Genomic DNA, 22,994 nt, shown 5'->3' with positions numbered 1-22,994 from the left:
CTGGCGCACCCGGTTGCGGGGTACCGCAACCACCCTCCGGGAGGGTTCGCAGGCCGCTTCGGAGCGGCCGTGCGCTGGCCTGCGGTGGCGCACCCGGTTGCGGGGTACCGCAACCACCCTCCGGGAGGGTTCGCAGGCCGCTTCGGAGCGGCCGTGCGCTGGCCTGCGGTGGCGCTCCCGGTTGCGGGGTACCGCAACCACCCTCCGGGAGGGTTCGCAGGCCGCTTCGGAGCGGCCGTGCGCTGGCCTGCGGTGGCGCTCCCGGTTGCGGGCTACCGCAACCGCTGTCAGTGGGCTCAGCGAGGCTGTGCGGCGGCGCGGCGCAAGTCCAGCAGGCAGCGCAGTTGCCGCGCTATTGGGCGAGGCAGCGGGAAGCTGCCGTCCAGCATCGCCCGGGTCAGTGCGGCGGTGCTGTCGGCGTCGATGGCGGCGGGCAACTCGGGCAGGCTGTCCAGCGAGCCGCCCTGCGCCTCGACCGACAGCGTGTCGCTGAGCTGGCCGTGCAAGAAGCACTTGAGCGCGGGCAGGCGGCGCGCGTCGGCCACCGGCTCGCCCTCGGTGCCGCGCAGCAGCAAGGCATCGGCCTGGGTCAGCGCCAGGAATTCCGACAGGCTGACCGCGTATTCCGGATGCGTGTGGTTGACCACCCGCAGGCTGCCCGCCACCGCCGGCAGCAGCTTGGCCAGCGTGTGGCCCGGGTTGCGCAGGCCCAGCTCCGCGCGCAGCGCCAGCAGGCCGGCCAGCGACGGGTGCAGCGCGCCGATCGGCATGAAGGCCGGCTCGCCCGCCGCCCAGCGCGCCTGGGCGGCAGCCGCGTCGGTGACGGGTGGCAGGCTCAGGGCCTCGAAGACCTGGGCGCTGGTGACCCGCGCCGGGTCGGTCAGCGGACCGTGCACCAGCACCGGCACGCCCTCGCGGGCCAGCAGCAAGGCCAGCAGCGGGGTCAGGTTGGGCAGCTTGCGCGCGCCGTTGTAGCTGGGCAGCACCACCGGGGTCGACGGCGCCTGCAAGGCCAGCGTGCGCGGCACCACCGCGTCCATGAAGCCGGCCAGCTCCTCGGGCGTCTCGCCCTTGATGCGCATGGCCAGCGCGAACGCCCCTTTCTGCAGGTCGTTGACCCGGCCGTCGAGCAGCTGGCTCATCAGGTCGCAGGCCTGCTCGCGCGTCAGCGCGCGGGCGCCGTCCTTGCCTCGGCCGATTTCGCGGATGTAGGGGGCGATGCTCATGGGCGTGTCGAAGGTGGGGGTGGGCGGATTGTGTCAGGGCGGTTGCTATGCGGATGTTCATCCAATGCTTCGCCCAGCCGCCCAGGGTCGAGATATTGAACTGGTCGCCCTGAAGACCAGCGTTTCGGTAGCACCACCTCGTCGTGTGACTGCTCTTTGCGTCGACTGCTAACTGGCGCCCAATAGGGATCCTGGAAAGAGAACACCGACGCCCCATCTTGCGCGACCTACGCCGAGTCTGGATCGGCGACGGCAGCCAGCTTCCTCTGGTGGGCCGGTCCTCTGCCAGGCCCTCAGCCCACCGGCACCACCACCGCCACCGTCTTCGCCAGGTTGCGCAGCGCCGGCAGGCAGGAGCCGCAGTTCGTGCCGCACTTCAGCATGGCCTGCAGGTGGTCCAGGCGTTCGGCGGGGCTGCCGGGGCAGGTGTGCAGCGCGGTGCGGATCGCGTCTTCGCTGATGTCGAAGCAGGTGCAGACCTGGGGGCTGCGGGGGGCGGCGGTCCTGCCGGCGAGCGCGCCGGGGGCCAGCAGCTGGCGGCCGGGGCCGGGCAGGGTCTGGTCGGCTTCCAGCAGCGCACGCAGCCAGGCTTCGCCCGCGGCGTCGCCGGCCACCCAGAAGGCGGCGAGGCGCTCGGCGCCGCTCGCATCGCGGGCGATGCGCAGCGCACGCTGCTGGCCGCGCCGGGCGTCCTGGTAGGCCAGCACGCCGCCGGCGTCGAGGCCGAAGGCCTGGCGCAGCGGGCGCAGGTGCTCGTCGGGCAGGGCTGCGGCGGCGGCGGCGCGCAGCAGCAGGCCCACGCGGCCTTGCGGATCGGGTTCGCGGCCGAAGGGCAGCAGGCTGGCGGTGTCGAACGCGGCCAGCGCGGGCTTGAGTTGTTCGCGCACCGCCAGGGCCTGGTCGGCCGGCAGCCAGGCCATCGCGGTCAGGCGCCAGGGCAGGTGGACGGGCTCCAGCGCCACCGCGGCGTGCTTGAGCTCCGGCTGCTGGGACTGCGGGCATCGCGCCGGGCTGGTGAGCGCGTTGACGCCGGTGGCGGGCCGGCCCTGGTCGTCGTGGCCGCCCAGCACCTCCTCGCCCCAGTGCATCGCGATGAAGACCTGCGTCGGCGCGACGGTGGTGCTGGCGCGCGCCGGCAGCAGCACGCTGCCGCGGCGCGAGCGCACGCGCAGCAGCGCGCCCTCCGCCACGCGCAGGCGCGCCAGGTCCTGCGGGTGCACTTCCACCACCGGTTCGCCGTCGTGGCCGAACAGGCGGCCCAGCGTGCCGGTGCGGCTCATGCCGTGCCACTGGTCGCGCAGCCGGCCGGTGATCAGGCTGAACGGCCAGCGCGCGTCGCGCGGCTCGGCCAGCGGGGTGAACGGCAGGTCCGCGAAACGGGCCTTGCCGTCGGCGGTGGCGAAGACGCCGTCTTCGTACAGGCGGGCGCGGCCGGCGGCGTCGCCCTCGCGCAGCGGCCACTGCTGCGGCCCCTGCCGCTCCAGCATCGCGTAGCTCAGGCCGGTGATGTCCAGGTCGCGGCCGCGGGTCGTTTCGCGGTGTTCGCACCAGACCGATTCCGGGCTCGGGTAGGCGAACAGCGGGGCGCGCTCGGGCGCCAGCCGCGCGGCCAGGCGGGCGCCCAAGTCGGCGGCGATGGCCCAGTCGTGCCGCGCCTCGCCCGCCGCCGGCACGGCCGGCCGCACGCGGCTGATGCGGCGCTCGCTGTTGGTGACGGTGCCGTCCTTCTCGCCCCAGGGGGTCGCCGGCAGCAGCAGGTCGGCGTGGGCGCCGGTGATGGTGGTGGCAAAGGCCTCCTGCACGAGCACGAACTCGGCCAGCTGCAGCGCGCGCCGCACGGTGGCCTGGTCGGGCAGCGACTGGGCCGGGTTGGTGCAAGCGATCCACAAGGCCTTGATCTGGCCGTCGGCGGCGGCCTCGAACATCTCCACCGCGGTCAGCCCCGGCGCGGCGGGCACCTCGGGCACGCCCAGGCCCGCCAGGCCCCAGAGCGCCGCCACCTCGGCGCGGTGCGCCGGGTTGGCCAGGTCGCGGTGGCCGCTCAGCAGGTTGGCCATGCCGCCCACCTCGCGCCCGCCCATCGCGTTGGGCTGGCCGGTGAGGCTGAACGGGCCGGCGCCGGGCTTGCCGATCTGGCCGGTGGCCAGGTGCAGGTTGATCAGCGCGGCGTTCTTGGCGGTGCCGCTGTGGCTCTGGTTCAGGCCCTGGCAGTACAGGCTGAGCGTGGCCGGGCTGTCGCCGAACCAGCGCGCGGCGGTGACCAGGTCGGCTTCCTGGAGCCCGGTCAGGCGCGCGGTCTCGCGCGGCGTGAACTCGCGCACGCGGGCCTTCAGCGCGTCGAAGCCGGTGGTGTGCGCGGCGATGTAGTCGGGCCGGGTCAGGCCTTCCCACAGCATCAGGTGCAGCAGGCCGTGGTACAGCGCCACGTCGCTGCCGGGCCGCAGCGGCAGGTGCAGGTCGGCCTGGTCGGCGGTTTCGGTGCGGCGCGGGTCGGCGACGATCCACTTCTGGCCCGGGTTGGCGCGCCGCGCGTCTTCGAGGCGGCGGAACAGGATCGGGTGGGCCCAGGCCAGGTTGCTGCCGGTGATGAACACCGTGCCGGCCAGCGCCAGATCCTCGTAGCTGCAGGGCGGTGCGTCGGCGCCCAGCGTGGCCTTGTAGCCGGCCACCGCGCTGGACATGCAGAGCCGCGAGTTGCTGTCGATCTGGTTGCTGCCCAGCAGGCCTTTGACCAGCTTGTTGAAGACGTAGTAGTCCTCGGTCAGCAACTGGCCCGAGACGTAGACGCCGATGGCTTGCGGGCCATGCGCGAGGTGGATCGCCGCGAGCCGGTCGGCCGCCTCGTCGAGCGCGGCCTCCCAGCCGATCGCCACCGGCGCGGCGCCGCGCGACGGGCGCTGCATGGGCTGCAGCAGCCGGGTCTGGCGCGTCACGCCGGCGCTGGCGGTCAGGTGCAGGGTCGAGCCCTTGGTGCACAGCCGGCCGAAGTTGGCCGGATGCGCCGGGTCGCCGCGCACGCCGGTGATCTGCGCGCCCTCGCTGGCGATGATCACGCCGCAGCCCACGCCGCAGTAGGGACAGGTGGACTTGGTCTCGCGCATGGTGGGTCCGCGTCGGGAGTTCAGGCGGCGCAGCCGCGCCGGGCGGGGCCGGCCACCGGCAGCGGAAGATCCACGCCCAGCGTGGCCAGCTCGTGGGCGTCGAGCGAGACCTGGCCGTCCGCCAGCCGCACCGCGAAGCGGGGCGTGCAGCCCACGTCGGGCGCGGCGGCCACGCCGTCGCACAGGCCGATGCTCCAGTTGTGCAGCGGGCAGGCCACGCTCTCGCCGAAGACGATGCCCTGGCTCAGCGGACCGCCCTTGTGCGGGCAGCGATCGAGCAGCGCGAAGACCCGGTCGCTGGCGGTGCGGAAGATCGCCACCGCCGCGCCCTGCGGCCTGGCCACGCGGCGCGAGCCCAGCGGCGGGATGTCGTCGAGCTGGCAGATGGGGGTCCAGGTGGTCATGACAGGGTGCTCTCGGCGGGGGCGGCGGCGACCGCGATGGGGATGAACTGGCGCGTGTCCACGCGCGCCTTGTCGAACTCGAACCAGGGGTCGGGCTCGCCGTCGAGCGCGAACTGCAGTTCGGCCCACAGCGCCTTGCGGCCCTCGGCGTCGTCGAGGATGCGGGCCTTGACGTGGTCCAGCCCGACGCGGCTGACGTAATGCACCGTGCGCTCCAGGTACCAGCCTTCCTTGCGGTAGAGCTGCATGAAGGCGCCGGTGTACTCCAGCACCTCCTCGGCCGTCTTCAGCTTGGTGAAGAAGTGCGCGACCTCGGTCTTGATGCCGCCGTTGCCGGCCACGTACATCTCCCAGCCGCTGTCGACGCCGATGATGCCGACGTCCTTGATGCCGGCCTCGGCGCAGTTGCGCGGGCAGCCGCTGACCGCGAACTTGACCTTGTGCGGCGCGTACATCCGCCACATCGCGCGCTCCAGGTCCTTGCCCATCTGGGTGCTGTCCTGCGTGCCCATGCGGCACCACTCGGAGCCGACGCAGGTCTTCACGGTGCGCAGCGCCTTGGCGTAGGCGTGGCCGCTGGGCATGCCGATGTCCTTCCAGACGTTGACCAGGTCCTCCTTCTTCACACCCAGCAGGTCGATGCGCTGACCGCCGGTGACCTTGACGGTGGGGATCCGGTACTTGTCCACCGCGTCGGCGATGCGGCGCAGCTCGTCGGCGGTGGTCTCGCCGCCCCACATGCGCGGGATCACCGAGTAGGTGCCGTCCTTCTGGATGTTGGCGTGCGAGCGCTCGTTGATGAAGCGGCTTTGCGGATCGTCCCGGGCCTCCTTGGGCCAGGTGCTGATCAGGTAGTAGTTGATCGCCGGGCGGCAGCTGGCGCAGCCATCGGGCGTCTTCCAGCCCAGCGTGTCGTGCACCGCCGCCATCGAGGTCAGGTGCTCCTTGACGATCGCGTCGCGCACGTCCTGGTGGCTCAGCTCGGTGCAGCCGCAGATCGCCTTCTTCTTGGGCGTGGCCGAGTAGTCGCCGCCGGCGGTGAACATCAGCAGCTGCTCGACCAGCCCGGTGCACGAGCCGCACGACGCGCTGGCCTTGGTGTGCTTGCGCACTTCCTCGAGCGTGAACAGGCCCTTGTCCTTGATGGCCTTGCAGATGCTGCCCTTGGTGACGCCGTTGCAGCCGCAGACCTCGTCGCTGTCGGCCATCGCGGCGGCCTTGTTGTGGCCCTGGTGGCCGACGTCGCCGATGTTGGACGTTGTGAAATGTTGGCCGAACATCAGCTTGTCGCGGATGTCGTGCACGGTGCGGCCTTCGCGCAGCAGCTTGAAGTACCAGCTGCCGTCCACGGTGTCGCCGTACAGGCAGGCGCCGACCAGCTTGTCGTCCTTGAGCACCAGCTTCTTGTAGACGCCGCCCATCGGGTCGGACAGCACGATCTCCTCGGTGCCCGCGTCCTCCGGACGCCCGGATGACGCGCCCATGAAATTGCCGCAGGAGAACAGGTCGATGCCGGTCACCTTGAGCTTGGTGCTGGTCTGCGAGCCGGTGTAGCGGCCGATGCCGAACTGCGCCAGGTGCGTCGCGCAGACCTTGCCCTGCTCGAACAGCGGCGCCACCAGACCGTAGGCAACGCCGCGGTGGGCGGCGCACTCGCCGACCGAGTAGACGCGCGGGTCGGTCACCGTCTGCATCGTGTCGCTGACCACGATGCCGCGGTTGACCAGCAGGCCGGCGCGCTCGGCCAGCGCGGTGTTGGGGCGGATGCCGGCGGCCATCACCACCAGGTCGGCGGGGATCTCGCGGCCGTCCTTGAACGCCACCGCGCGGACCCGCCCCTGCGCGTTGCCCAGCAGCGCGGCGGTCTGCGCACCCAGCTCGAACTGCAGGCCGCGCGCGCGCAGCGACTGGGCCAGCAGGCCGCCGGCCACGTCGTCGAGCTGGCGCTCCATCAGCCAGTCGGCGAGGTGGACCACGCTGACCTGCATGCCGCGCAGCATCAACCCGTTGGCGGCCTCCAGGCCCAGCAACCCGCCGCCGATCACCACCGCGTGCCGGTGGGTCTTGGCGGTCTCTATCATCGTCTGGGTGTCGGCGATGTCGCGGTAGGCGATCACGCCGTCCAGGTCCTTGCCCGGCACCGGCAGGATGAACGGCACCGAGCCGGTGGCGATCAGCAGCCGGTCGTACCCGGCCTCGGTGCCGTCCTCCGCCGTCACCTTGCGCCGGACGCGGTCGATGGTCGTCACCGTCCGGCCCAGGTGCAGCGTGATGCCGTGCTCGGCGTACCAGCTCAGCGGGTTCAGGACGATCTCGTCCATCGTCTGCTCGCCGGCCAGCACCGGCGACAGCAGGATGCGGTTGTAGTTCGGGTGCGGCTCGGCGCCGAACACGGTGATGTCGTACAGGTCGGGCGCGATCTTCAGCAGCTCTTCGAGCGTGCGCACGCCGGCCATGCCGTTGCCGATCATCACGAGCTTCATCTTCTTCATGGTGCGGGGTCCTTTCGGGGCGATTCAGGAAGGGCAGGCGCGGCCGGCGGCGCGCACGGTGACAATCGCGCGATGAGCTTCGACGTCGAGATCGGCTACAGCAGCCAGCGCGGCCCAAGGGCGTTGAACGAGGACTTCGGCGGCGCCGTGCGCGCCGCCGCCGCCGAGGCCTCGCGCGGCCTGATCGCCGCGGTGGCCGATGGCGTCTCCGGCGGCGGCCTGGGTCTGGAGGCGGCGCAGACCACGGTGATGGGCCTGCTGGGCGACTTCTTCGCCACGCCCGCCACCTGGGAGACCACGGTGGTGCTGGACCGCCTGATCGGCGCCCAGAACGCCTGGCTGGCCGACCACAACCGGCGCCGCAACGGCGGCGGTGCGGCGCTCACCACGCTCACCGCGCTGGCGCTGCAGGGCCAGACCTGGACGCTGGCCCATGTGGGCGACACGCGCGCCTGGCTGCTGCGCGACGGCCCGCAAGGCACCGAGCTGAGCCAGCTCAGCCAGGACCATGCGTTCGACCATCCGGACCAGCGCAGCCGGCTGACGCGCGCCGTCGGCCTGGACGACCTGGTGCGCCTGGACTTCGCGCAGGGCGAGGCCCGCGCCGGCGACTGCTTCGTGCTGACCAGCGACGGCGTGCACGGCCGGCTCAAGCCCGCCCGCCTGGCCGAGCTGGCCCGCGCCGGCAGCGCCCAGCAGGCCAGCGACGCGCTGGTGCAGGCGGCGCTGGACGCCGGCGGCCACGACAACGCGACCGCGCTGGTGATCCGCGTGACCGGGCTGGACGCGCGCCAGCTGCACGACGAGCTGGGCGACGTGAAGCGCCTGCCCGTGCCGCCGCTGCTGGCGGTGGGCGAGGTGCTGGACGGCCACACCATCACCGCGCGGGTGGCCGACACCGGCGTGCACCTGCTCTACCAGGCGCGCGAGCCGCAGGGCCGCGGGCTGGTGGCGCTGAAGACGCTGCACCCCTCGCGCGCCAGCGATCCCGAGGAGCGCGCGATGCTGGCCCACGAGGCCTGGCTGGGCCAGCGCGTGACCGCGCGCGGCGAGCGCGGCTTCGTGCGGGTGCACGAACGCCGGCCCGACGCCAGCGCGCTCTACACGGTGTTCGACTGGCACCCCGGCCGCACGCTGGAGCAGATGATGGCGGGCGGCCCGCGCCCGGCCGTGGCGGAGGTGCTCGCGGCGGCGCTGGACTGCAGCCGCGCGCTCGGCCGCTTGCACTGCCACGGCGTGGTCCACCGCGACATCAAGCCCGGCAACCTGCACCTGGGCGACGACGGCGTCTGGCGCATCCTCGACCTGGGCGTGGCGGTGAGCGGCCGCGAAAGCGCCGCCCAGCGCGACCTGCACGCCGGCACGCCCAGCTACATGAACCCCGAGCAATGGGACGAGGGGGGCCGCGCCGACGCCGGCAGCGACCTGTTCGCGCTGGGCGTGACCCTGTACCAGTGGCTCACCGGCCGGCTGCCCTATGGCGAGATCGAGCCCTGGCAGACCGCCCGCTACCGCCGCGACCCGGTACCCGCCTCGCGGCTGCGGCCGGACCTGCCGATCTGGCTGGACCACGTGCTGGCCAAGGCCATCGCACGCACCGGCGCGCAGCGCTTCGAGACCGCCGAGGAGTTGCTGCTGGCGCTGGAGCGCGGCGCGTCGCGGCCCTTGCCCGCGCCCGGCGCCACGCCGCTGCTCCGGCGCGACCCGGCCGCGCTGCTCAAGCTGGGCCTGGGGCTGTCGCTGATGCTCAACCTGCTGCTGGTGCTGTGGCTGCTGTTCCTGCCGCACTGAGGCGGCCGGGGCGGGGTGCGCGGTCATCGACGAAACCCCTCAGCCGACGCGCCGCACGCCCTGCACGCGCACCGGGCTCGGCGACAGGGCCGCGACCGTGCGGGCCCGGCCGCCCTTCTCGGCCCAGGTGCGGGTCCAGCGGACCTGCATCTTGCGCATCACGACCAGCATCAGCAGCGAGAACACCGCCAGCACCACGAAACCGGTCAGGAAGCTGCCGGAGTTCTGCTTGGACTGGCCCATCAGCGCCGGCACCAGGCCGCCGCCCAGCGCGCCGATCTCGCCGATCATTGATCCGGCCACCGCGGTCGTGCTGGGCCAGCGCAGCGGCACCAGCTGGAACAGCGCGCCGTTGCCCGCGCCCAGCGCGGCGAAGCAGAGGATCAGCAGCAGCGTGGTCATCACGACCGAGCCGGACGACAGGCCCACGCCGACCAGCGCCAGCGCCACCACCGCCAGCACCACGGTCAGCGTGTTGACGCCGCCCCAGCGGTCGGAGATCCAGCCGCCGGCCACGCGCACCACCGAGCCCATCAGCGCCGCCAGCATGGTCAACTGGCCGGCCTGCACCTTGCTGACCGAGAACTGGTCGTAGTAGTAGGTCGGCAGGAAGGTGGTGATGCCGATGAAGCCGCCGAAGGTGACCACGTAGATCAGGCTCAGCACCCAGCCGTCCTTCTCCATCAGGCAGGCCAGGTGCTCGCGCAGGCTGGCGTGCGCGTCGCGGTCGGGCGGCTCCTTGGCCATCAGGCCCACCACCAGCATCGGCAGCAGCGCCGACAGCGCGGCAAAGCCGTACACCGTCTGCCAGCCGAAGTGCTGCGCCAGCGGCGGCGCGATCAGCGCGGCGATGGCGGTGCCGCCGTTGCCGGCGCCCACCAGGCCCATCGCCAGCCCCTTGTACTGCGGCGGGAACCAGCCCGAGCCCAGCGACATGGCCACGCCGAAGCTGGCGCCGGCCACCCCCAGCAGCAGCGCCATCTTCAGCATGTCGTCGAAGCTGTGGACGAAGAAGTAGCCGAAGGCCATCGCGACGGCGATCAGGCTCAGCTCCACCAGCGTGGCCGTCTTGCGCCCCACGTACTGCGCCAGCAGCCCGAGCGGGAAGCGCATCAGCGCGCCGGCCACGATGGGAATCGACAGCATCGTGCCCTTCTGCGCGGCGGTGAGGTGGAAGGTCTCGCTGATGAACGGCGCCATCGCGCCGTTCAGCACCCAGATGACGAACGAGTACGTCAGGTAGAAGAACGCGGCGAACAGCGTGGGGGCATGGCCGGCGCGCAGGAAGGTGCGGAAGGAGTTCATGGCGTTGATGGCAGCGAGTGAGGAAACGGCAAAGGCCTGGCCCCCGATCCGCAGCGTGCGGACCGGCCAGGAACGGACAGTCGGGGGATCGGGGGCCAGACCAGGCCCTCGATGAAAGGGGGTGGAACGTGACGCGGGCGCAGCCGCAAGCGCATGCAGCGGGTGTCGGGCCGCCAGCCGGGCGTCAGGAACCTGATCGGAAGCGGTGCGTCGTTACACCGCGCCAAGCCTGACGCAAGTCGTGTGCCCGGATTCGCGGCGGCGGCGATCCGGGGCTGGCCGCGATCTTGCGATCCCCCGGGCACCATGCCGCCGCTGCTCGTGCTTTCCTCGGACCCCGCCGCCGCCCAGCGGGCGCTGCAGGCGCTGGCCGTCGCCGGCCTGGCGGGCGAAGCCGGCACCGACGCCGCGGCGTGGCAGCCTCAAATTGGTGCCGAAGCGGGGGGCAACGCACCGCGACAGGTCGTGATCGTCGGGCCGCAGGCCCTGGCCCGGGTCGGCGACCTGCTGGCCGACCCGGCCGGCGTGCCCCCCGGTCCGGTCAGCCTGGTGGCCGATGCGCCGGACGCCGAGGCCCTGGTGGCTTGGCTGGCCCGGGGTCTGGCCGGCTGGTGGCCCGCCCGTCTGCTGGCCCATCCAGCCGAACTGGCGACCGCGCTGGCGTTGGATCGCGCCCGCTGGCGCCACGACCAGGCGCTGCGCCAGGACCTGGTCCGCGCGCGCGGCGAGCTGGACGAGCGCAAGTGGGTCGATCGGGCCAAGGGGGTGCTGATGAGCGCCCGCGGCATCGGCGAGGACGACGCCTTCCGCCTGCTGCGCAGCGCCTCCATGCACGCCAACCTGCGCGTCGGCGAGATCTCCCGCTCGGTGATCGAGATGGCGCAGTGGGCCGACGCCATCAACCGCGCCGGCCAGTTGCGCATGCTGTCGCAGCGCATCGTGAAGCTGGCCGCGCAGCGCCTGGCCCAGGTGGAGGCGCGCCGGGCCCGCAGCCTGCAGGACGAGGCCCTGGCGCGCACCCAGGAGAACCTGAGCCATCTGGCGGCGCTGCCGCTGCTGGCGCCGGCGGCGGCGCCCTTGCACGACGCGTGGCGCGCCGTCGACGCCGCCTGGCAGGCGCTGCGCGCCGGGCTGGGCCCGCGGCCGACGCTGGCCTCGCTGGCCGAGGCGGATCGGCAGGCGGCGGCCCTGCTCGGCGCCGCCGAACAACTGACCGACGCGCTGGAGGCCGGCGCTGGCCGGCGTGCGCTGCGCATCGTCAACCTGTGCGGGCGCCAGCGCATGCGGGTGCAGCGCCTGGCCAAGGAGGCGCTGCTGGCCGTGCTGCTGGGCGAGCCGGCGCGCCAGCAAGCCCTGGTGCCGCTGATGGAGGCCTTCGAGGCCGCGCTGCTCGAACTGGAGCAGGCGCCACTGTCCAGTGCCGAGATCCGCGACACGCTGGCGGCCGCGCGCGACGAATGGCTGCGCCTGCTGCGCGGCCTTCGCGGCGCCGACGGCAGCGAAGGCCGGGCGCTGCTGGCGCGCTCCAGCGACGCGCTGCTCGGGCTGTTCGATCGCCTGACCGACCGCTACGAGCACAGCCTGCAGGTCATCATGGCCTGATCCGCTGGCGCGGCCCCGCTGCGCTGCCAGGCGGACGCTCCTTACAATCGTGCGTCCAACGGCGCCGCACCCGCGTCCGCCGATGCACCGCAGCCATCATGCCCCGTCCCCAAGAATTCATCCTGACCCTGTCGTGCCGCGACACCAAGGGCATCGTCCACAACGTCTCGGGGCTGCTGTACCAGGCGGGCTGCAACATCCTCGACTCGCAGCAGTTCGGCGACGTGCTGGGCGACGACGCCACCGGCCTGTTCTTCATGCGCGTGCATTTCGAGGCGCCACCGCAGCTCGCCGAGGTGGCGACGCTGGACAAACTGTTCGGCCACGTGCGCGAGCAGTTCGGCATGGAGGCGCGCTTTCACGCCGCCAGCCAGCGCCCGCGCGTGCTGCTGATGGTCAGCCAGCACGGCCATTGCCTGAACGACCTGCTGTTCCGCTGGAAGAGCGGCCAGCTGGCGGTGGACATCCCGGCCATCGTCTCGAACCACCCGAGCTTCGCCGCGCTGGCCGACAGCTACGGCCTGCCCTTCCACCACCTGCCGCTGGCCGCCGGCGCCGACGCCGCCGCCAAGCGCACGCAGGAAGCGCAGATCGAGGCCCTGATCGACGCCGAGCGCGTCGACCTGGTCGTGCTCGCCCGCTACATGCAGATCCTGTCGCCCGCGTTCTGCGAGCGCCTGCGCGGCCGGGCGATCAACATCCACCACAGCTTCCTGCCCAGCTTCAAGGGCGCGCGGCCGTATTTCCAGGCCCATGCGCGCGGCGTCAAGCTGATCGGCGCCACGGCGCATTACGTCACGCCGGACCTGGACGAAGGCCCGATCATCGAGCAGGACGTGGCCCGGGTCGATCATTCGCTGTCGGCCGAGGACCTGACTGCCGTCGGCCGCGACGTGGAATGCGTGGTGCTGGCGCGCGCGGTGCGCTGGCACGTGGAGCACCGGGTGCTGATCAACGGCCACAAGTCGGTCGTGTTCCGCTGAGCCGCCGCCCCGTCCCTCCGAACCCACCCGAGAACGCCCCATGCCCCGCCTCAAGAAAGCCCAGACCGCGGCGCTGATGGCCTCGCCCGACGACGTCGAGCAGCAGTTCTACGAGGCCATGCGCGAGGCCGATCTCGACAAGCTGATGGCCGTCTGGGCCGAGGACGAAGAGGTGATCTGCGTCCATCCCGGCGGCCCGCGGCTGGTGGGTGCCGCGGCGGTGCGCGCCGCCTTCGAGGCGGTGTTCGGCCATGGCGGCGTGGCGGTGCAGCCCGACCACGTGCGCCGCATCCACCTGCTGGGCCACGCGGTGCACAGCGTGATCGAGAAGGTGGAGGTGCGCACCGCCGAAGGCCCGCGCGTGGGCTATGTGGTGGCCACCAACGTCTACCTGAAGACGGCGCTGGGCTGGCGCATGGTCGCCCACCACGCCAGCCCCGGCGGCCCCAGCGAGCCGGCCGAGCCGAGCGAGACGCCGTCCGTGCTGCATTGAGCGCGGGGATGGAGTCCTTTCGCGCGCCGCGCTGGCTGCCCGGCGGCCATGCGCAGACGATCTGGCCGGCGCTCTACGCCCGGCGCACCGACGGACCCGCGCCGGTCTTCCAGCGCGAGCGCTGGACCACGCCGGATGGCGATTTCATCGACGTCGACCTGCGCCCCGCGGCCCGGCCCGACGCGCCCTGGCTGGTGCTGTTCCACGGCCTGGAGGGCTCGTCGTCCAGCCAGTACGCGCAGGCCTTTGCCGAGGTCGCCGAGCGCCACGACCACCACTACGCGGTGCCGCATTTCAGGGGCTGTTCGGGCGAGCTGAACCTGGCGCCGCGGGCCTACCACTCGGGCGATTTCGAGGAGATCGGCTGGATCCTGGATCGACTGCGCCGACGCGCCGCCGCGCCGCTGCGGGTGGTCGGCATCTCGCTCGGCGGCAACGCCTTGCTGCGCTGGGCCGAGGAGGCGGGCGAGCAGGCCGGCGCCACCGCCAGCGCCGTCGCCGCCGTGTGTTCGCCGATCGACCTGGCGGCCGGCGGCCACGCGATCGGGCGCGGCTTCAACCGGCAGGTCTACACCCGCATGTTCCTGCGCTCGATGAAGCCCAAGGCGCTGGCCAAGCTGGCCCAGCATCCGGGCCTGTTCGACCGCCAGCGCATGCTCGCCGCCCGCGACCTGTACGAGTTCGACAACCTGTTCACCGCGCCGCTGCACGGCTTCCGCAACACCGACGACTACTGGCAGCGCGCCTCGGCCAAGCCGCACCTGGCCCGCATCCGCGTGCCGGCCCTGCTGCTCAACGCCGTCAACGACCCCTTCGTGCCGGCCGCCAGCCTGCCCGGCGTGCGCGAGGTGGGCCGCGGGGTCACGCTGTGGCAGCCCCGGCACGGCGGCCACGTCGGCTTTCCGGCCGGCCGCTTCCCCGGCCATGTGCAGACCATGCCGCAGGCGGTGATGGCCTGGCTGGAGCAGGCCGGCGGGGCCGCACCGCCGGCCCCCGAACTCGGGTAGTCTTGCGCGATGGATGAGATCGTCCGCGCCGCGATCGCCAAGTGGCCCCACGTGCCGAACTGCCACGGCTGGCTGGCGCTGGACGCGCGCGGCGAGTGGTACATGCGCGACGAGCGGGCGCAGGCCGCCGGCCCGTTCCCGCAGGTCAAGGGCAGCGTCATCCGCCACGACAAGCTGCGCGAGTTCATCCACCGCAACTACGAGGCCGACGCCCGCGGCGCCTGGTTCTTCCAGAACGGGCCGCAGCGGGTCTACGTGACGCTGGAAGCCGCGCCCTGGATCTGGCGGCTGCAGGCGCCGGACGCTGGCCAGGCCGGCGAGCTGGCCGTGCACAGCCACAGCGGCCGCCCGGCCACGCCCGTCCAGGCCTGGCTGGACGAACAGGGCCGCCTGTTCCTGGACACCGATCTCGGCTTCGGCCTGGTCCACACGCTGGACACGGGCCTGGCCGCCGACGCGATCGAAGCCGGCCGGTGGCCGCTGCGCGAACTGCCGTTCGCCGAGATGCCGGCGCGCTTCGGCTACCGGCTCGTCCCCGCGCCGGAATGAAAAAAGCCGCCCGGTGGGCGGCTTTCCGAACGCTGCAGGCGCCTTATTGCGCTGCGCTGGCGGCGCTCGCGCCGGCATCGGCGCCGCTGGCCGCCCCCGCAGGCGGCTTGGGCTCGTCGAAATGCGCGCCGCCGTGGTTGGCCATGTAGACCAGGGCCCGGGCGATCTCGTAATCCGAGGCATCGCCCCCGCTCTGCGCCGGCATGTTGTTCTTGCCATGCAGTGCCGACTGGTAGAGCGCATCGAAGCCCTTGGCGATGCGCGGGCCCCAGGCCGCCGCGTCGCCGAACTTCGGCGAACCGAGCGCGCCCACGGCGTGGCAGGCACCGCACTGGGCCTGGAACACCTGCTCGCCGGTACGGGCCTCGCCGCCGCCGGCGGCCTTGATCTCGATCGCGCCGATCGGCTGGATGCGCGCGGCGGTGGCCTGCTCGTCCAGCGCATCGGTGCCGGCCGCGGTCTTGTTGCCGTGCGACACGAAATTGATCAGCAGCACGATGCCGATGATCGGAATCAGGAACGACGCCAGCACGGCGGCAACCAGCTGCTTGGGCGTCTTGATCGGGCCTTCGTGGGGGGCGTCGTGTGCTTGGTCTTGAGCGTCGCTCATGGGATCCTCGGTCGCGGGGCGTGAAGATGAGGCAGCCGGCAAAGGCCGCCCGGGACGGCAATGTGGCGCCCTGCTCGGGCACCGCGAAGGCACAGCCGGAGCGGCTGACCAAAACCCATGAATTATAGCCGCGTGCACCCCCCGGCCCGCCGACCGGGCCCGCCACTGCTAGAATCCGCCTCTCTCCGCAGTGCGCCCGTAGCTCAATGGATAGAGTACTGGCCTCCGAAGCCAGGGGTTGCTGGTTCGATCCCAGCCGGGCGCACCATCCGCCGCCGCCAGACGGCCATCGCGTGCTATGACTTGACCCATAAGTTGGCCGGATTGACAGAGTTAGCTAGATTCTTCAATCGGCCAATCTTTGGTACAACAGTCGCGCAGAGAGCAGAAAGCCTCCGAAAGGAGGCTTTTTTTGTTGGGTGTGGAAGCCTGAGGCCCGAGCGATCTTCATGGCTTTTCGAAGGCTACTGGTTCCAGGATGTAGCCCGAGGATTGCCTACGGCCACATCCAACCAGAGCACGCCTTAGCTCAGGCACATGCCGGCACACCCTGACGTACCAGTTCGTCATCGAGATCGACCCACTTGGCGTGGTCGATCAAGGGCACATCGTCCTGCCCGGCCTGCCAGCGCAGCCAGGCACTGATTCTCAGGTCCGCCATAGAAAGCGAGCGCGCGCCGCGGGTGCACAAATGCGGATGCAAGGACAGCGTCAGTTGCCGTTTCACCGACGGCCCATCGGCAGCCTTCCAGGCGGCCGCCCGCTGACGCAAGGCTTGCCATCGCTGTTGCTCATCGGCGTCGAAAGTCAGCGCGACCCAGTGGACGCCGGGTTCGGACGCGGCAGGCCGCTGGGCCGGCAGCGCTGCGGCGTCGGGACGCAGGGTCAGGGTCTCGGTCAGGATCTCGGCGGAGCCGTTGCCCCGGGCGATCTTCACGTCCACCTGCAGCGCGTCGCGGGGCGTTTGCGCCGCGACGGGCAAGGCGGCCAGCACGCGCACCTGCGCTACATCGAGGGTGGCCAGGTCGAGATGGCGCAAGACCCACAGCGATCGCAATGGAATCTGGCTGCAGCCGGCGAGGATCAGCAGGCCGGCACACCCCAGGTATCGACTCAACAATAGTTGTTTGACGTTCATAAATTACTGTTTTACAGTAAACATCATGCACATCGCAAGTCCTTCGTCGGCCTCCGAGCCCCAGCACGCGCTGGCTCGCCGCCTGCACCGCTTGTCCACCGCCGTCCAGGCCTTGGTGGCGCTCGGGGCGCTGGTCTTGTTGGCTTGGCCGCTGCTATTGGCCATCACGCCACTGAGCGTTCAGCAAAGCTGGTTGGGGCCGGACGGCAACAACCTGCTGCACTTGCTGCGGGGACCGTTCACCTCTGCCGTGCGCTGGCGCCTGGCACTCAGTTCATTGCCTCCCATCGCGGTGGGTCTGGCGGTGCTGTGGCAGGTGTGGTCGCTGTTCGGCCAGTACCGGCGCGGCGCGGTGTTCGGGGCCCCAGCGCTGTTGCATCTGCGGCGTTTCGGTTGGTGGCTGCTGGCGTTGGCCGTGGTGGAGCCGGTCTCGCGTTCGTTGGCCACGGTGGCCATCTCGCTGGACAACCCGCCCGGCCAGCGCATGCTGGTGTTGAGCCTGGGATCATCCGATTACACCGTGCTGCTGCTGGCGCTGGTCTTCATTGCCATCGCCCGGGTGATGGCCGAAGCTGCGCGCGAAGCCGAAGAAAACCGTCAGTTCGTCTGAGCACGGCCATGGCCATCGTCGTGCACCTGGATCTGATGCTGGCGCGGCGCAAGATGCGCTCGCGCGATCTGGCCGAGCAGGTGGGCATCACCGAGCAGAACATCTCGCTGCTGAAATCGGGCAAGGTGCGCGGGGTGCGCTTCGACACCCTGCAGGCCATCTGCAAGGTGCTTCAATGCCAGCCTGGTGAGCTGCTGGAATATGTGCCCGATGCTGCCGTGCCAGAGCCCTGAGCCCCGCAATGAGCCCGACGCCGTGGCATGGCCGACGCCGGCCCGGGCTGCTCGCCCTGGTGCTGCTGGCGCATGGGCTGGCGCTGCTGGGTTGGCAGCGCACGATGGCGCCCGCCCGACTGCCAGTCGCACCCGCAGTCACCACCTCACCCTTGGTCTGGCTGCGCTTGTTGCCCCCCGTGACGGCCATGGCCGACAAGACGCCGGCCGCGCCGACGGCGCCTTCCAAGCCCGTGCCACCAACCCCGCCAGACCGGGGCCAGCGAGTCGCTCGCCGGCACGAAACCCAAGGTATTGCCGTCGCCACCGAGCCCGCACCCAAGCTGCCCGAACTCCCGCGGGCCGTGGCCGCTGAACAGCCCGCATCGGCGGCCAGTGCACCGCCGCGTCGATTGCTCGACACCGAGGCGACGCGCAAGGCCATCAGAGCGGCCGCCCAAGCGCCTTTGCTGTCCGAGCGTGCCGATGCCGCTACTGGCGCGAGCCCGCGCAGCGGCGCCCAGCGCCTGTCCGACGCCGAGGCGGCCGCGCTGAAGGGCGACTGCGCGAAGGGCGACTGCGCGAAGGGCGACTATGCAGGAGGCGGCATGGGTTTGCTGAGCCTGCCCTTCCTCGCCTACGCCGCAGCGACCGGCGCCTGTGCACGGTGATGCCACCGGCCTGGCGCCGCGTGGCGCCTGGATCTGTGTGGCGGCTGCGATCGCGGCAACCGCTACCGCGGAACCGCGCTGGCACCGGGCTCGGGTCGAAACGCGGCGCCAGCCCGCGCAGCGTTATTCGACATGGGCCAGGCCCAGCTTCACAGCCCAGGGCGAGGTTTGGGCCGAGGCGGCGGTGGTCGCCCTCAGGTTGACCGCCAGCAGAGTGGCGATCTTCACCTGGGTCTTCATCGGTATCGTCTCCTCGAAAAAAATGGGTTTTGTGCTTGTCTGGACCGGTTCAGAAGAAGCGGTCGAAGTGGACTTGTTGATAGGGCACCATCAGCTTGCCCATCAGCAGCTCCTGGATGGCTTGGGTCATGGGCGGTGGGCCGGCGAGGTAGAACTCGTGCAGAGGCAGGTTGGCGCCCAACTCGCGTGACAGCGCCTCGTGCACAAAGCCCTGGTCGCCCGCCCACCTGGCGGCGTCGGCGCTGGCGCGGTCGGACACCACCGGATGGAACCTCAGCGCCGTGCCAAAGCCGGACAGTTCGCGCAGGAAGGCATCGCCGCAGACGTCCCGTGGGGTGCGTGCGCCATAGAAGAAATGCAGCTTGCGCCTGGACAGGATCCCAGCGGCGGCGGCGCCGCGGGCGATGGACACCATCGGCGCCAGCCCCGACCCTCCGGCCACGCAAACGATGTCGCGCGGCGCGTCCTCGCGCAGACCCGCCAAGCCAAAGGGCCCGTCGATCTCGATCGCGTCGCCAGCAACGAGTTGCTCGAACAGCACACCGGTGGCCCTGCCGCCCGGCAGCTTGCGGACCATGAACTCCCAGCGCCCTTGGGCGTTGGGCAGGTTGGACATGGAATAGCTGCGCGGTGCGGCAAGGCCCGGCAGCGTCAGGCTGGCGTACTGCCCAGGCAGGAACTCGGCAGGGGCGTCGGTCTCGAAGCGGAACTCACGGATGTCGTGCGTGACCTCGGTGCTGCCGACAAGGCGGGCCTGAATGCGCCGAGGCCGGGTGGCTGGCACGTACTCCGCCGCCGTGTGCACCTTGATGGCCAGTGCGCTGGTGGCAACGCACTGGCAGGCCAGTTGCCGACCCTTGCGGCGGTCCCGTTCGGTCAGGCCAGGTGCGTCGGGCCAGAGCACCTGGACCTCGCCTGAGACGATGTCGAACTTGCAGCCACCGCAGCCGCCCGCATTGCACTCGTAAGGGAAGCCCACGCCGGCGCGCAGCGCGGCGCGCAAGACAGTGTCCGGAGTCACCTGCTCGAAGGCGACGGTGCTGCCGTCGATGTAAATCGGATGGCTCATTCGGACAACGTCCCGTTCACAAGCCCAGTGCGCTGCGGATCCTGCGTGTGGCGGCCTTGGCGTCCGCTGCCGCGTTCGGCACGTCCGGCAGGGCCATGCAATAGGCGTCGATGGCTTCGTCTGCCAGCGGCTCCCACTTGGCGATCCAGCCCTTGATGACTGCGCTGTTTCCTTCCGTCTCCAGCGCCATCTTGACCAGCGCGGCAGACCAGCGGCGGTGGCGCTCGGCGTCCTGCAGCTGCGCGTCCGTCAGCATGCCCAGCAAAGTGTCGTTGTTGTGGCGGGCAGCCTGTCCCAGACCGCGCAGCACGGCCTCTTCCACGGCCGGACGCACCACCAGGTTCATGGCCACGAACGACTCGGCCCAGTCCCAGGCCACCAGGGCCTGCTCGACCAGCTTGCGCCAGCCCTGCCAAGCTGGGTGCTCTTCCCACAAGCTGCGCTCGTTGGTGCCGAAACCCAGGTCGGCAAAGCTCAGCGAAAGCTCTTTGGTGCGGTACGCGGTGTGTGTCAGCCAGCGCAGAGAATCGGCGGTCTGGTAGGCGGCACAGTTGGAGATGGTGGACGACGGTGCGATCTGCGTCAGGTAGGCCGAGCCCATCTGCAGTGTGTGGAACAGGTAGCGCGCCGGGCTGTGCAGGCGAGCCAGCGTGGCGGCCCAGGGGCGCTCCAGCATGCTGTCGTGTCCGCGGTCGGAGAACTGGCTCAGCAGCCCGAAGACATAGGTCTCCTGCCCATCCTGCAGCATGTTGTAGGTGCGGTAGACGATCTCGTCCGGATCACGAAAGGCGTTCCAGTCCGGGTGCTTCAGCGGCGATGCGTTGCGATGCTGCTTGTACCAACTGGCCATCGGGAAGTTGGGGTCAAGCTCGAACGGCGCATCGGGGTTGTCGGTACTGAAGTGCAGGTTGGTCGAGACGATCTCGTACTCGCTGGGCTTGCGGCGCCGTCCGGCCAGATGGCTCCAGGTCTTCAACGGCTTGAGGACTTCGGGTTGCGTCATGGGTGTCTCCTGGTCAGAGCGTCAGTTCGTAGTAGAAGCGGACGTACTCGTCCGTGGTCTCGATGCGGCCGGCGAACGAGCCGAGGTTGACCTCGAGTTCGGTCATCTTGAACGGGCGGCCCAGCGTCTCTTCCAGCGTCTTGCGGCGAAGGATGAGTTCGCCATCGGTGTCGATGCGCACGTAGGCCAGCTTGTCGTCGACGCGGATCTCCTTGCCGGGGTTGTCTTCATGCGCTGCCTCGATGACGCCCGCGGTGATGCTGCTGGCACGAAGCACCGGCCCGACGCGGTTGTTGCGGTAGCCTTCGGCTGCCTTGGGGTTGCTCATGGTGCGATCCTTGTTCGGTGTCAGGAATGGGCGAACAGCGGCTCGACGCCGTCGACGGCGACCAAGATGTCGTCGCCATCCACCTTGACGGGGTATTCGGCGAGCCTGCAGTTGCCTGGGTTGATGCCTGCGCCGGTGTTGGCGTCAAACGTCCACTGGTGGGCGCGGCACATCAACACCTTGCCGTCAAACTTGCCTTCGGCCAGGGCAATGTCCTGGTGCGGGCAGACGCCCTGAAAGGCGCGCAATTCGCCGCCTTCCGGCCAGACCAGCACCACCACGTGGTCGCCGATCTCGACTTCAATCATTTCGCCTTCCCAGAGGTCATCCACGGAGGCTGCCTTCTGAAATGTCATCGCGGCCTCACTCGTCGCAGAAGATGAACTCGAGCGACTCCATCGGCTGGACGTCGGTTTCGCTCAGCTTGGCAGTGCGGGGAAAAAAGGCATCAGAGCCCTGGCGGCGCACGCGGATGACCTTGTTGGGCCGGGGTGCCACGCGCCGGCCCACCGAGTGGTGGGCCGCGGCGGCGGCTACCTCGTCCATCGTGTTCTCGGTGTCCACCGGCAGCAGCTGCAGCACAAAGTCGTACTGGAAATTGGAGATCAGGGGAAACAGGGCCATGTCGTCTTCCTTTCGGTGGCGTGGTCAGGCTGCACGAGGTGTTTGCCGCAGCTGGCGGTAGGCCTCGACCCAGGCGTACTGGTGGGCGTCGTCGCCCATCTCGCCGGGGGCCAGCCCCATGTACTGCAACGCACCCATCAGGTTGGGCGGCTGGATCTGGCCGGCCAGGAAGCGGTCCACCAAGCTCAGGTGGTCGCGGTAGCGCACCGGGTCTTGCTGGAACACCCAGCGGTCGATCTCGGAGTTGAAGTGGTAGGTACGGCCCTTGTAGGTCAAGGGGTAGTCCTTGACGTTCCAGCCCTTGCCGGGGATCGCGCAGATCGGCAGCTGACTCATGTTGCAGACGATGGGCAGCGTCTCTGGCACGGTGAGCTCATTGCGGCCGGCCACCAGGTTGTCGATGATCACGTCCCAGGCCTGGCCGAAGCTGTCGTTCCAGCCCGGGTACTTGTCTTCCAACCAGTCGCGGCAGTCCGGCGTCACGCCCGCGGCCGGGTTCCACCACAGCGTGGGCCGCCAGAACCACAGGCCCATCTGGTAGGCGTGGTGCTGGTAGTCGAACTCGTTGACCATCTGATCCCAATACCAGGGCAGGTCCAGGCCGAGGTCGATCAGCGAGCGCTCGAACTGGCCGACGATCCACTCGCGCATGAATTCCTTGAACGACTGCTTGCGGTGGTGCAGCGGCGTCGAGTAGTCCATGGACGAGCCGGTGAGCAGGCTGAACAAACGCCAGGCGCGGGCGATGGCCACGTCCACCAGCTTCTGCGCCTCTTCCTTGCGACCGTTGGCGATCAGGATCTGAAGTGCCGGGCCGCCAATCTGGGCATGGCGCGACTCGTCGGTCTGGATGCTGGAGATCAGGCTGGCGAAAGTGAAGTCTCCGGCCTCGGCGGCGTCAGCGGCCAGACCCAGGAACTGCATGTTGGTGAAGCCGGTCTCGAACGCGAAGGTCAGCATCACCGCGATCTCGATGGCACTGCGGCCCAGGAACAGGTCGTCGAAGGTGTGGCGCGCAGCGATAGCGCCCCATTCATTGGTGTGATATGCCTTGTGTGCCCAGTCGAACTGCCGGTCCTTGGGGCAGTAGTCGTGCGGGAAGTACAGCTGCAGCTGGGCGTGGCGGTTCTCGTCCAGCAGGCCGAAGGTGGCCATGTTGCGCATGCCCGGAGCACGGCCGAAGCGGGCCATGCGCGCCTCTGCGCTCATGGCCGCGTATTCGCCCAGCGCGATGGCGCCGTAGTGCGACTTGAGGATCGACAGCCAGCCCGGATCGGCGTCCTCGAACATGCGGCTGCGCTCCAGCGCGGCCTTGACGGAGTACGCGCCAGCATCTTTCTCGCGCTGGATACGCACGTACTCGGAATACGAGGTCTTGTAGGGCTCGTCGTAGCTCTCCCAGGACGCCATCGGTACGCCCATGGCACCGGTCATCACGTCTGGAAAGAGTTCGGACTCGGCGACGTACGTCGGTGTCCAATTGGTGGCACGCGCAATGTCGTACCAGTCCGCGCGTTCAAGCAGCGCCATGGCCTT

22 protein-coding genes and 1 tRNA gene are annotated in these 22,994 nt (G+C 70.4%); 10 read left to right on the top strand and 13 right to left on the bottom strand.

Features of this window, described 5'->3' with window-relative positions; genetic code table 11:
• Positions 1-296 precede the first annotated feature (296 nt).
• From ybiB to nirB, 4 genes are all read right to left on the bottom strand, one after another.
• The gene (gene ybiB / locus AC0N04_RS07640) at positions 297-1,226 is read right to left on the bottom strand and encodes a DNA-binding protein YbiB (RefSeq protein ID WP_474280153.1); all 930 of its coding nucleotides are present in this window, start codon (positions 1,224-1,226) and stop codon (positions 297-299) included.
• Positions 1,227-1,519: 293 nt separating this feature from the next.
• The gene (locus AC0N04_RS07635) at positions 1,520-4,327 is read right to left on the bottom strand and encodes a nitrate reductase (RefSeq protein ID WP_474280151.1); all 2,808 of its coding nucleotides are present in this window, start codon (positions 4,325-4,327) and stop codon (positions 1,520-1,522) included.
• A gap of 20 nt (positions 4,328-4,347) precedes the next feature.
• Positions 4,348-4,731: a nitrite reductase small subunit NirD gene (gene nirD / locus AC0N04_RS07630; protein WP_474280149.1), complete on the bottom strand. Its 384-nt coding sequence runs from the start codon at positions 4,729-4,731 to the stop codon at positions 4,348-4,350.
• On the bottom strand, positions 4,728-7,223 hold the full coding sequence (nirB, locus tag AC0N04_RS07625; RefSeq protein WP_474280147.1) for a nitrite reductase large subunit NirB: 2,496 nt from the start codon (positions 7,221-7,223) through the stop codon (positions 4,728-4,730). The genes nirD and nirB overlap by 4 nt, the downstream gene beginning before the upstream one ends.
• A gap of 72 nt (positions 7,224-7,295) precedes the next feature.
• Between nirB and AC0N04_RS07620 the strand changes: the two genes are divergently transcribed.
• Complete coding sequence (locus tag AC0N04_RS07620) at positions 7,296-9,014, top strand: bifunctional protein-serine/threonine kinase/phosphatase (protein WP_474280145.1); 1,719 nt, start codon at positions 7,296-7,298, stop codon at positions 9,012-9,014.
• A 39-nt stretch (positions 9,015-9,053) separates the two neighbouring features.
• On the opposite strand, the gene AC0N04_RS07615 is transcribed toward AC0N04_RS07620, so the two are convergent.
• Positions 9,054-10,319: an MFS transporter gene (locus AC0N04_RS07615; protein ID WP_474280143.1), complete on the bottom strand. Its 1,266-nt coding sequence runs from the start codon at positions 10,317-10,319 to the stop codon at positions 9,054-9,056.
• Between the two features lie 306 nt (positions 10,320-10,625).
• Between AC0N04_RS07615 and AC0N04_RS07610 the strand changes: the two genes are divergently transcribed.
• The 5 genes from AC0N04_RS07610 (at position 10,626) to AC0N04_RS07590 (ending at position 14,953) form a co-directional block, all read left to right on the top strand.
• Entirely contained in the window at positions 10,626-11,921 is a 1,296-nt protein-coding gene (locus tag AC0N04_RS07610) for a type IV pili methyl-accepting chemotaxis transducer N-terminal domain-containing protein (protein ID WP_474280141.1), read from the top strand.
• 98 nt (positions 11,922-12,019) lie between these two features.
• On the top strand, positions 12,020-12,904 hold the full coding sequence (gene purU / locus AC0N04_RS07605) for a formyltetrahydrofolate deformylase (RefSeq protein ID WP_474280139.1): 885 nt from the start codon (positions 12,020-12,022) through the stop codon (positions 12,902-12,904).
• A gap of 40 nt (positions 12,905-12,944) precedes the next feature.
• Positions 12,945-13,397 carry a YybH family protein gene (locus AC0N04_RS07600; protein WP_474280137.1) on the top strand — a complete coding sequence of 151 codons (453 nt, stop codon included), beginning with the start codon at positions 12,945-12,947 and terminating at the stop codon, positions 13,395-13,397.
• Between the two features lie 8 nt (positions 13,398-13,405).
• On the top strand, positions 13,406-14,404 hold the full coding sequence (locus AC0N04_RS07595; protein WP_474280135.1) for a YheT family hydrolase: 999 nt from the start codon (positions 13,406-13,408) through the stop codon (positions 14,402-14,404).
• Positions 14,405-14,413: 9 nt separating this feature from the next.
• The gene (locus AC0N04_RS07590; protein ID WP_474280133.1) at positions 14,414-14,953 is read left to right on the top strand and encodes a DUF2946 family protein; all 540 of its coding nucleotides are present in this window, start codon (positions 14,414-14,416) and stop codon (positions 14,951-14,953) included.
• Positions 14,954-14,996: 43 nt separating this feature from the next.
• Here AC0N04_RS07590 and AC0N04_RS07585 read toward each other — a convergent pair whose 3' ends face one another.
• Positions 14,997-15,563, bottom strand: a complete 567-nt coding sequence (locus AC0N04_RS07585; RefSeq protein ID WP_474280131.1) for a c-type cytochrome — start codon at positions 15,561-15,563, stop codon at positions 14,997-14,999.
• Between the two features lie 192 nt (positions 15,564-15,755).
• Here AC0N04_RS07585 and AC0N04_RS07580 point away from each other — a divergent pair.
• A tRNA-Arg gene (locus tag AC0N04_RS07580) sits at positions 15,756-15,831 on the top strand.
• 261 nt (positions 15,832-16,092) lie between these two features.
• On the opposite strand, the gene AC0N04_RS07575 is transcribed toward AC0N04_RS07580, so the two are convergent.
• A complete protein-coding gene (locus AC0N04_RS07575) occupies positions 16,093-16,701 on the bottom strand; it encodes a hypothetical protein (protein ID WP_474280129.1) in 609 nt (202 codons plus the stop codon).
• Between the two features lie 25 nt (positions 16,702-16,726).
• On the opposite strand from AC0N04_RS07575, the gene AC0N04_RS07570 reads away from it, so the two are divergent.
• From AC0N04_RS07570 to AC0N04_RS07560, 3 genes are read left to right on the top strand one after another with little or no spacing between them, the layout of a single operon-like run.
• Positions 16,727-17,311, top strand: a complete 585-nt coding sequence (locus tag AC0N04_RS07570; protein WP_474280127.1) for a DUF2975 domain-containing protein — start codon at positions 16,727-16,729, stop codon at positions 17,309-17,311.
• A gap of 8 nt (positions 17,312-17,319) precedes the next feature.
• A complete protein-coding gene (locus tag AC0N04_RS07565; RefSeq protein WP_474280125.1) occupies positions 17,320-17,544 on the top strand; it encodes a helix-turn-helix domain-containing protein in 225 nt (74 codons plus the stop codon).
• Between the two features lie 8 nt (positions 17,545-17,552).
• Positions 17,553-18,194, top strand: a complete 642-nt coding sequence (locus tag AC0N04_RS07560; RefSeq protein WP_474280123.1) for a hypothetical protein — start codon at positions 17,553-17,555, stop codon at positions 18,192-18,194.
• A 289-nt stretch (positions 18,195-18,483) separates the two neighbouring features.
• Here the strand turns inward: AC0N04_RS07560 and AC0N04_RS07555 are convergent, their stop codons facing one another.
• The 6 genes from AC0N04_RS07555 to AC0N04_RS07530 are packed head-to-tail and all read right to left on the bottom strand — an operon-like array spanning position 18,484 to position 22,988.
• Positions 18,484-19,503, bottom strand: coding sequence for a 2Fe-2S iron-sulfur cluster-binding protein (locus AC0N04_RS07555; RefSeq protein ID WP_474280121.1), 1,020 nt, complete (start codon positions 19,501-19,503; stop codon positions 18,484-18,486).
• Between the two features lie 16 nt (positions 19,504-19,519).
• Positions 19,520-20,506, bottom strand: a complete 987-nt coding sequence (locus AC0N04_RS07550) for an aromatic/alkene monooxygenase hydroxylase subunit beta (RefSeq protein WP_474280119.1) — start codon at positions 20,504-20,506, stop codon at positions 19,520-19,522.
• Between the two features lie 13 nt (positions 20,507-20,519).
• The gene (locus tag AC0N04_RS07545) at positions 20,520-20,834 is read right to left on the bottom strand and encodes an MmoB/DmpM family protein (RefSeq protein WP_474280117.1); all 315 of its coding nucleotides are present in this window, start codon (positions 20,832-20,834) and stop codon (positions 20,520-20,522) included.
• A gap of 20 nt (positions 20,835-20,854) precedes the next feature.
• Positions 20,855-21,190, bottom strand: coding sequence for a monooxygenase system ferredoxin subunit (locus tag AC0N04_RS07540; RefSeq protein WP_474280114.1), 336 nt, complete (start codon positions 21,188-21,190; stop codon positions 20,855-20,857).
• A gap of 7 nt (positions 21,191-21,197) precedes the next feature.
• Positions 21,198-21,458: a toluene-4-monooxygenase system B family protein gene (locus AC0N04_RS07535; RefSeq protein WP_474280112.1), complete on the bottom strand. Its 261-nt coding sequence runs from the start codon at positions 21,456-21,458 to the stop codon at positions 21,198-21,200.
• A 24-nt stretch (positions 21,459-21,482) separates the two neighbouring features.
• Positions 21,483-22,988: a ferritin family protein gene (locus AC0N04_RS07530; protein ID WP_474280110.1), complete on the bottom strand. Its 1,506-nt coding sequence runs from the start codon at positions 22,986-22,988 to the stop codon at positions 21,483-21,485.
• Positions 22,989-22,994 lie beyond the last annotated feature (6 nt).

The sequence above is a fragment of the Ideonella sp. sgz306126 genome (genome assembly GCF_056032705.1).
Note: the sequence above shows the minus strand (reverse complement) of the source record. Positions and strands in the feature narration are given on the sequence as shown.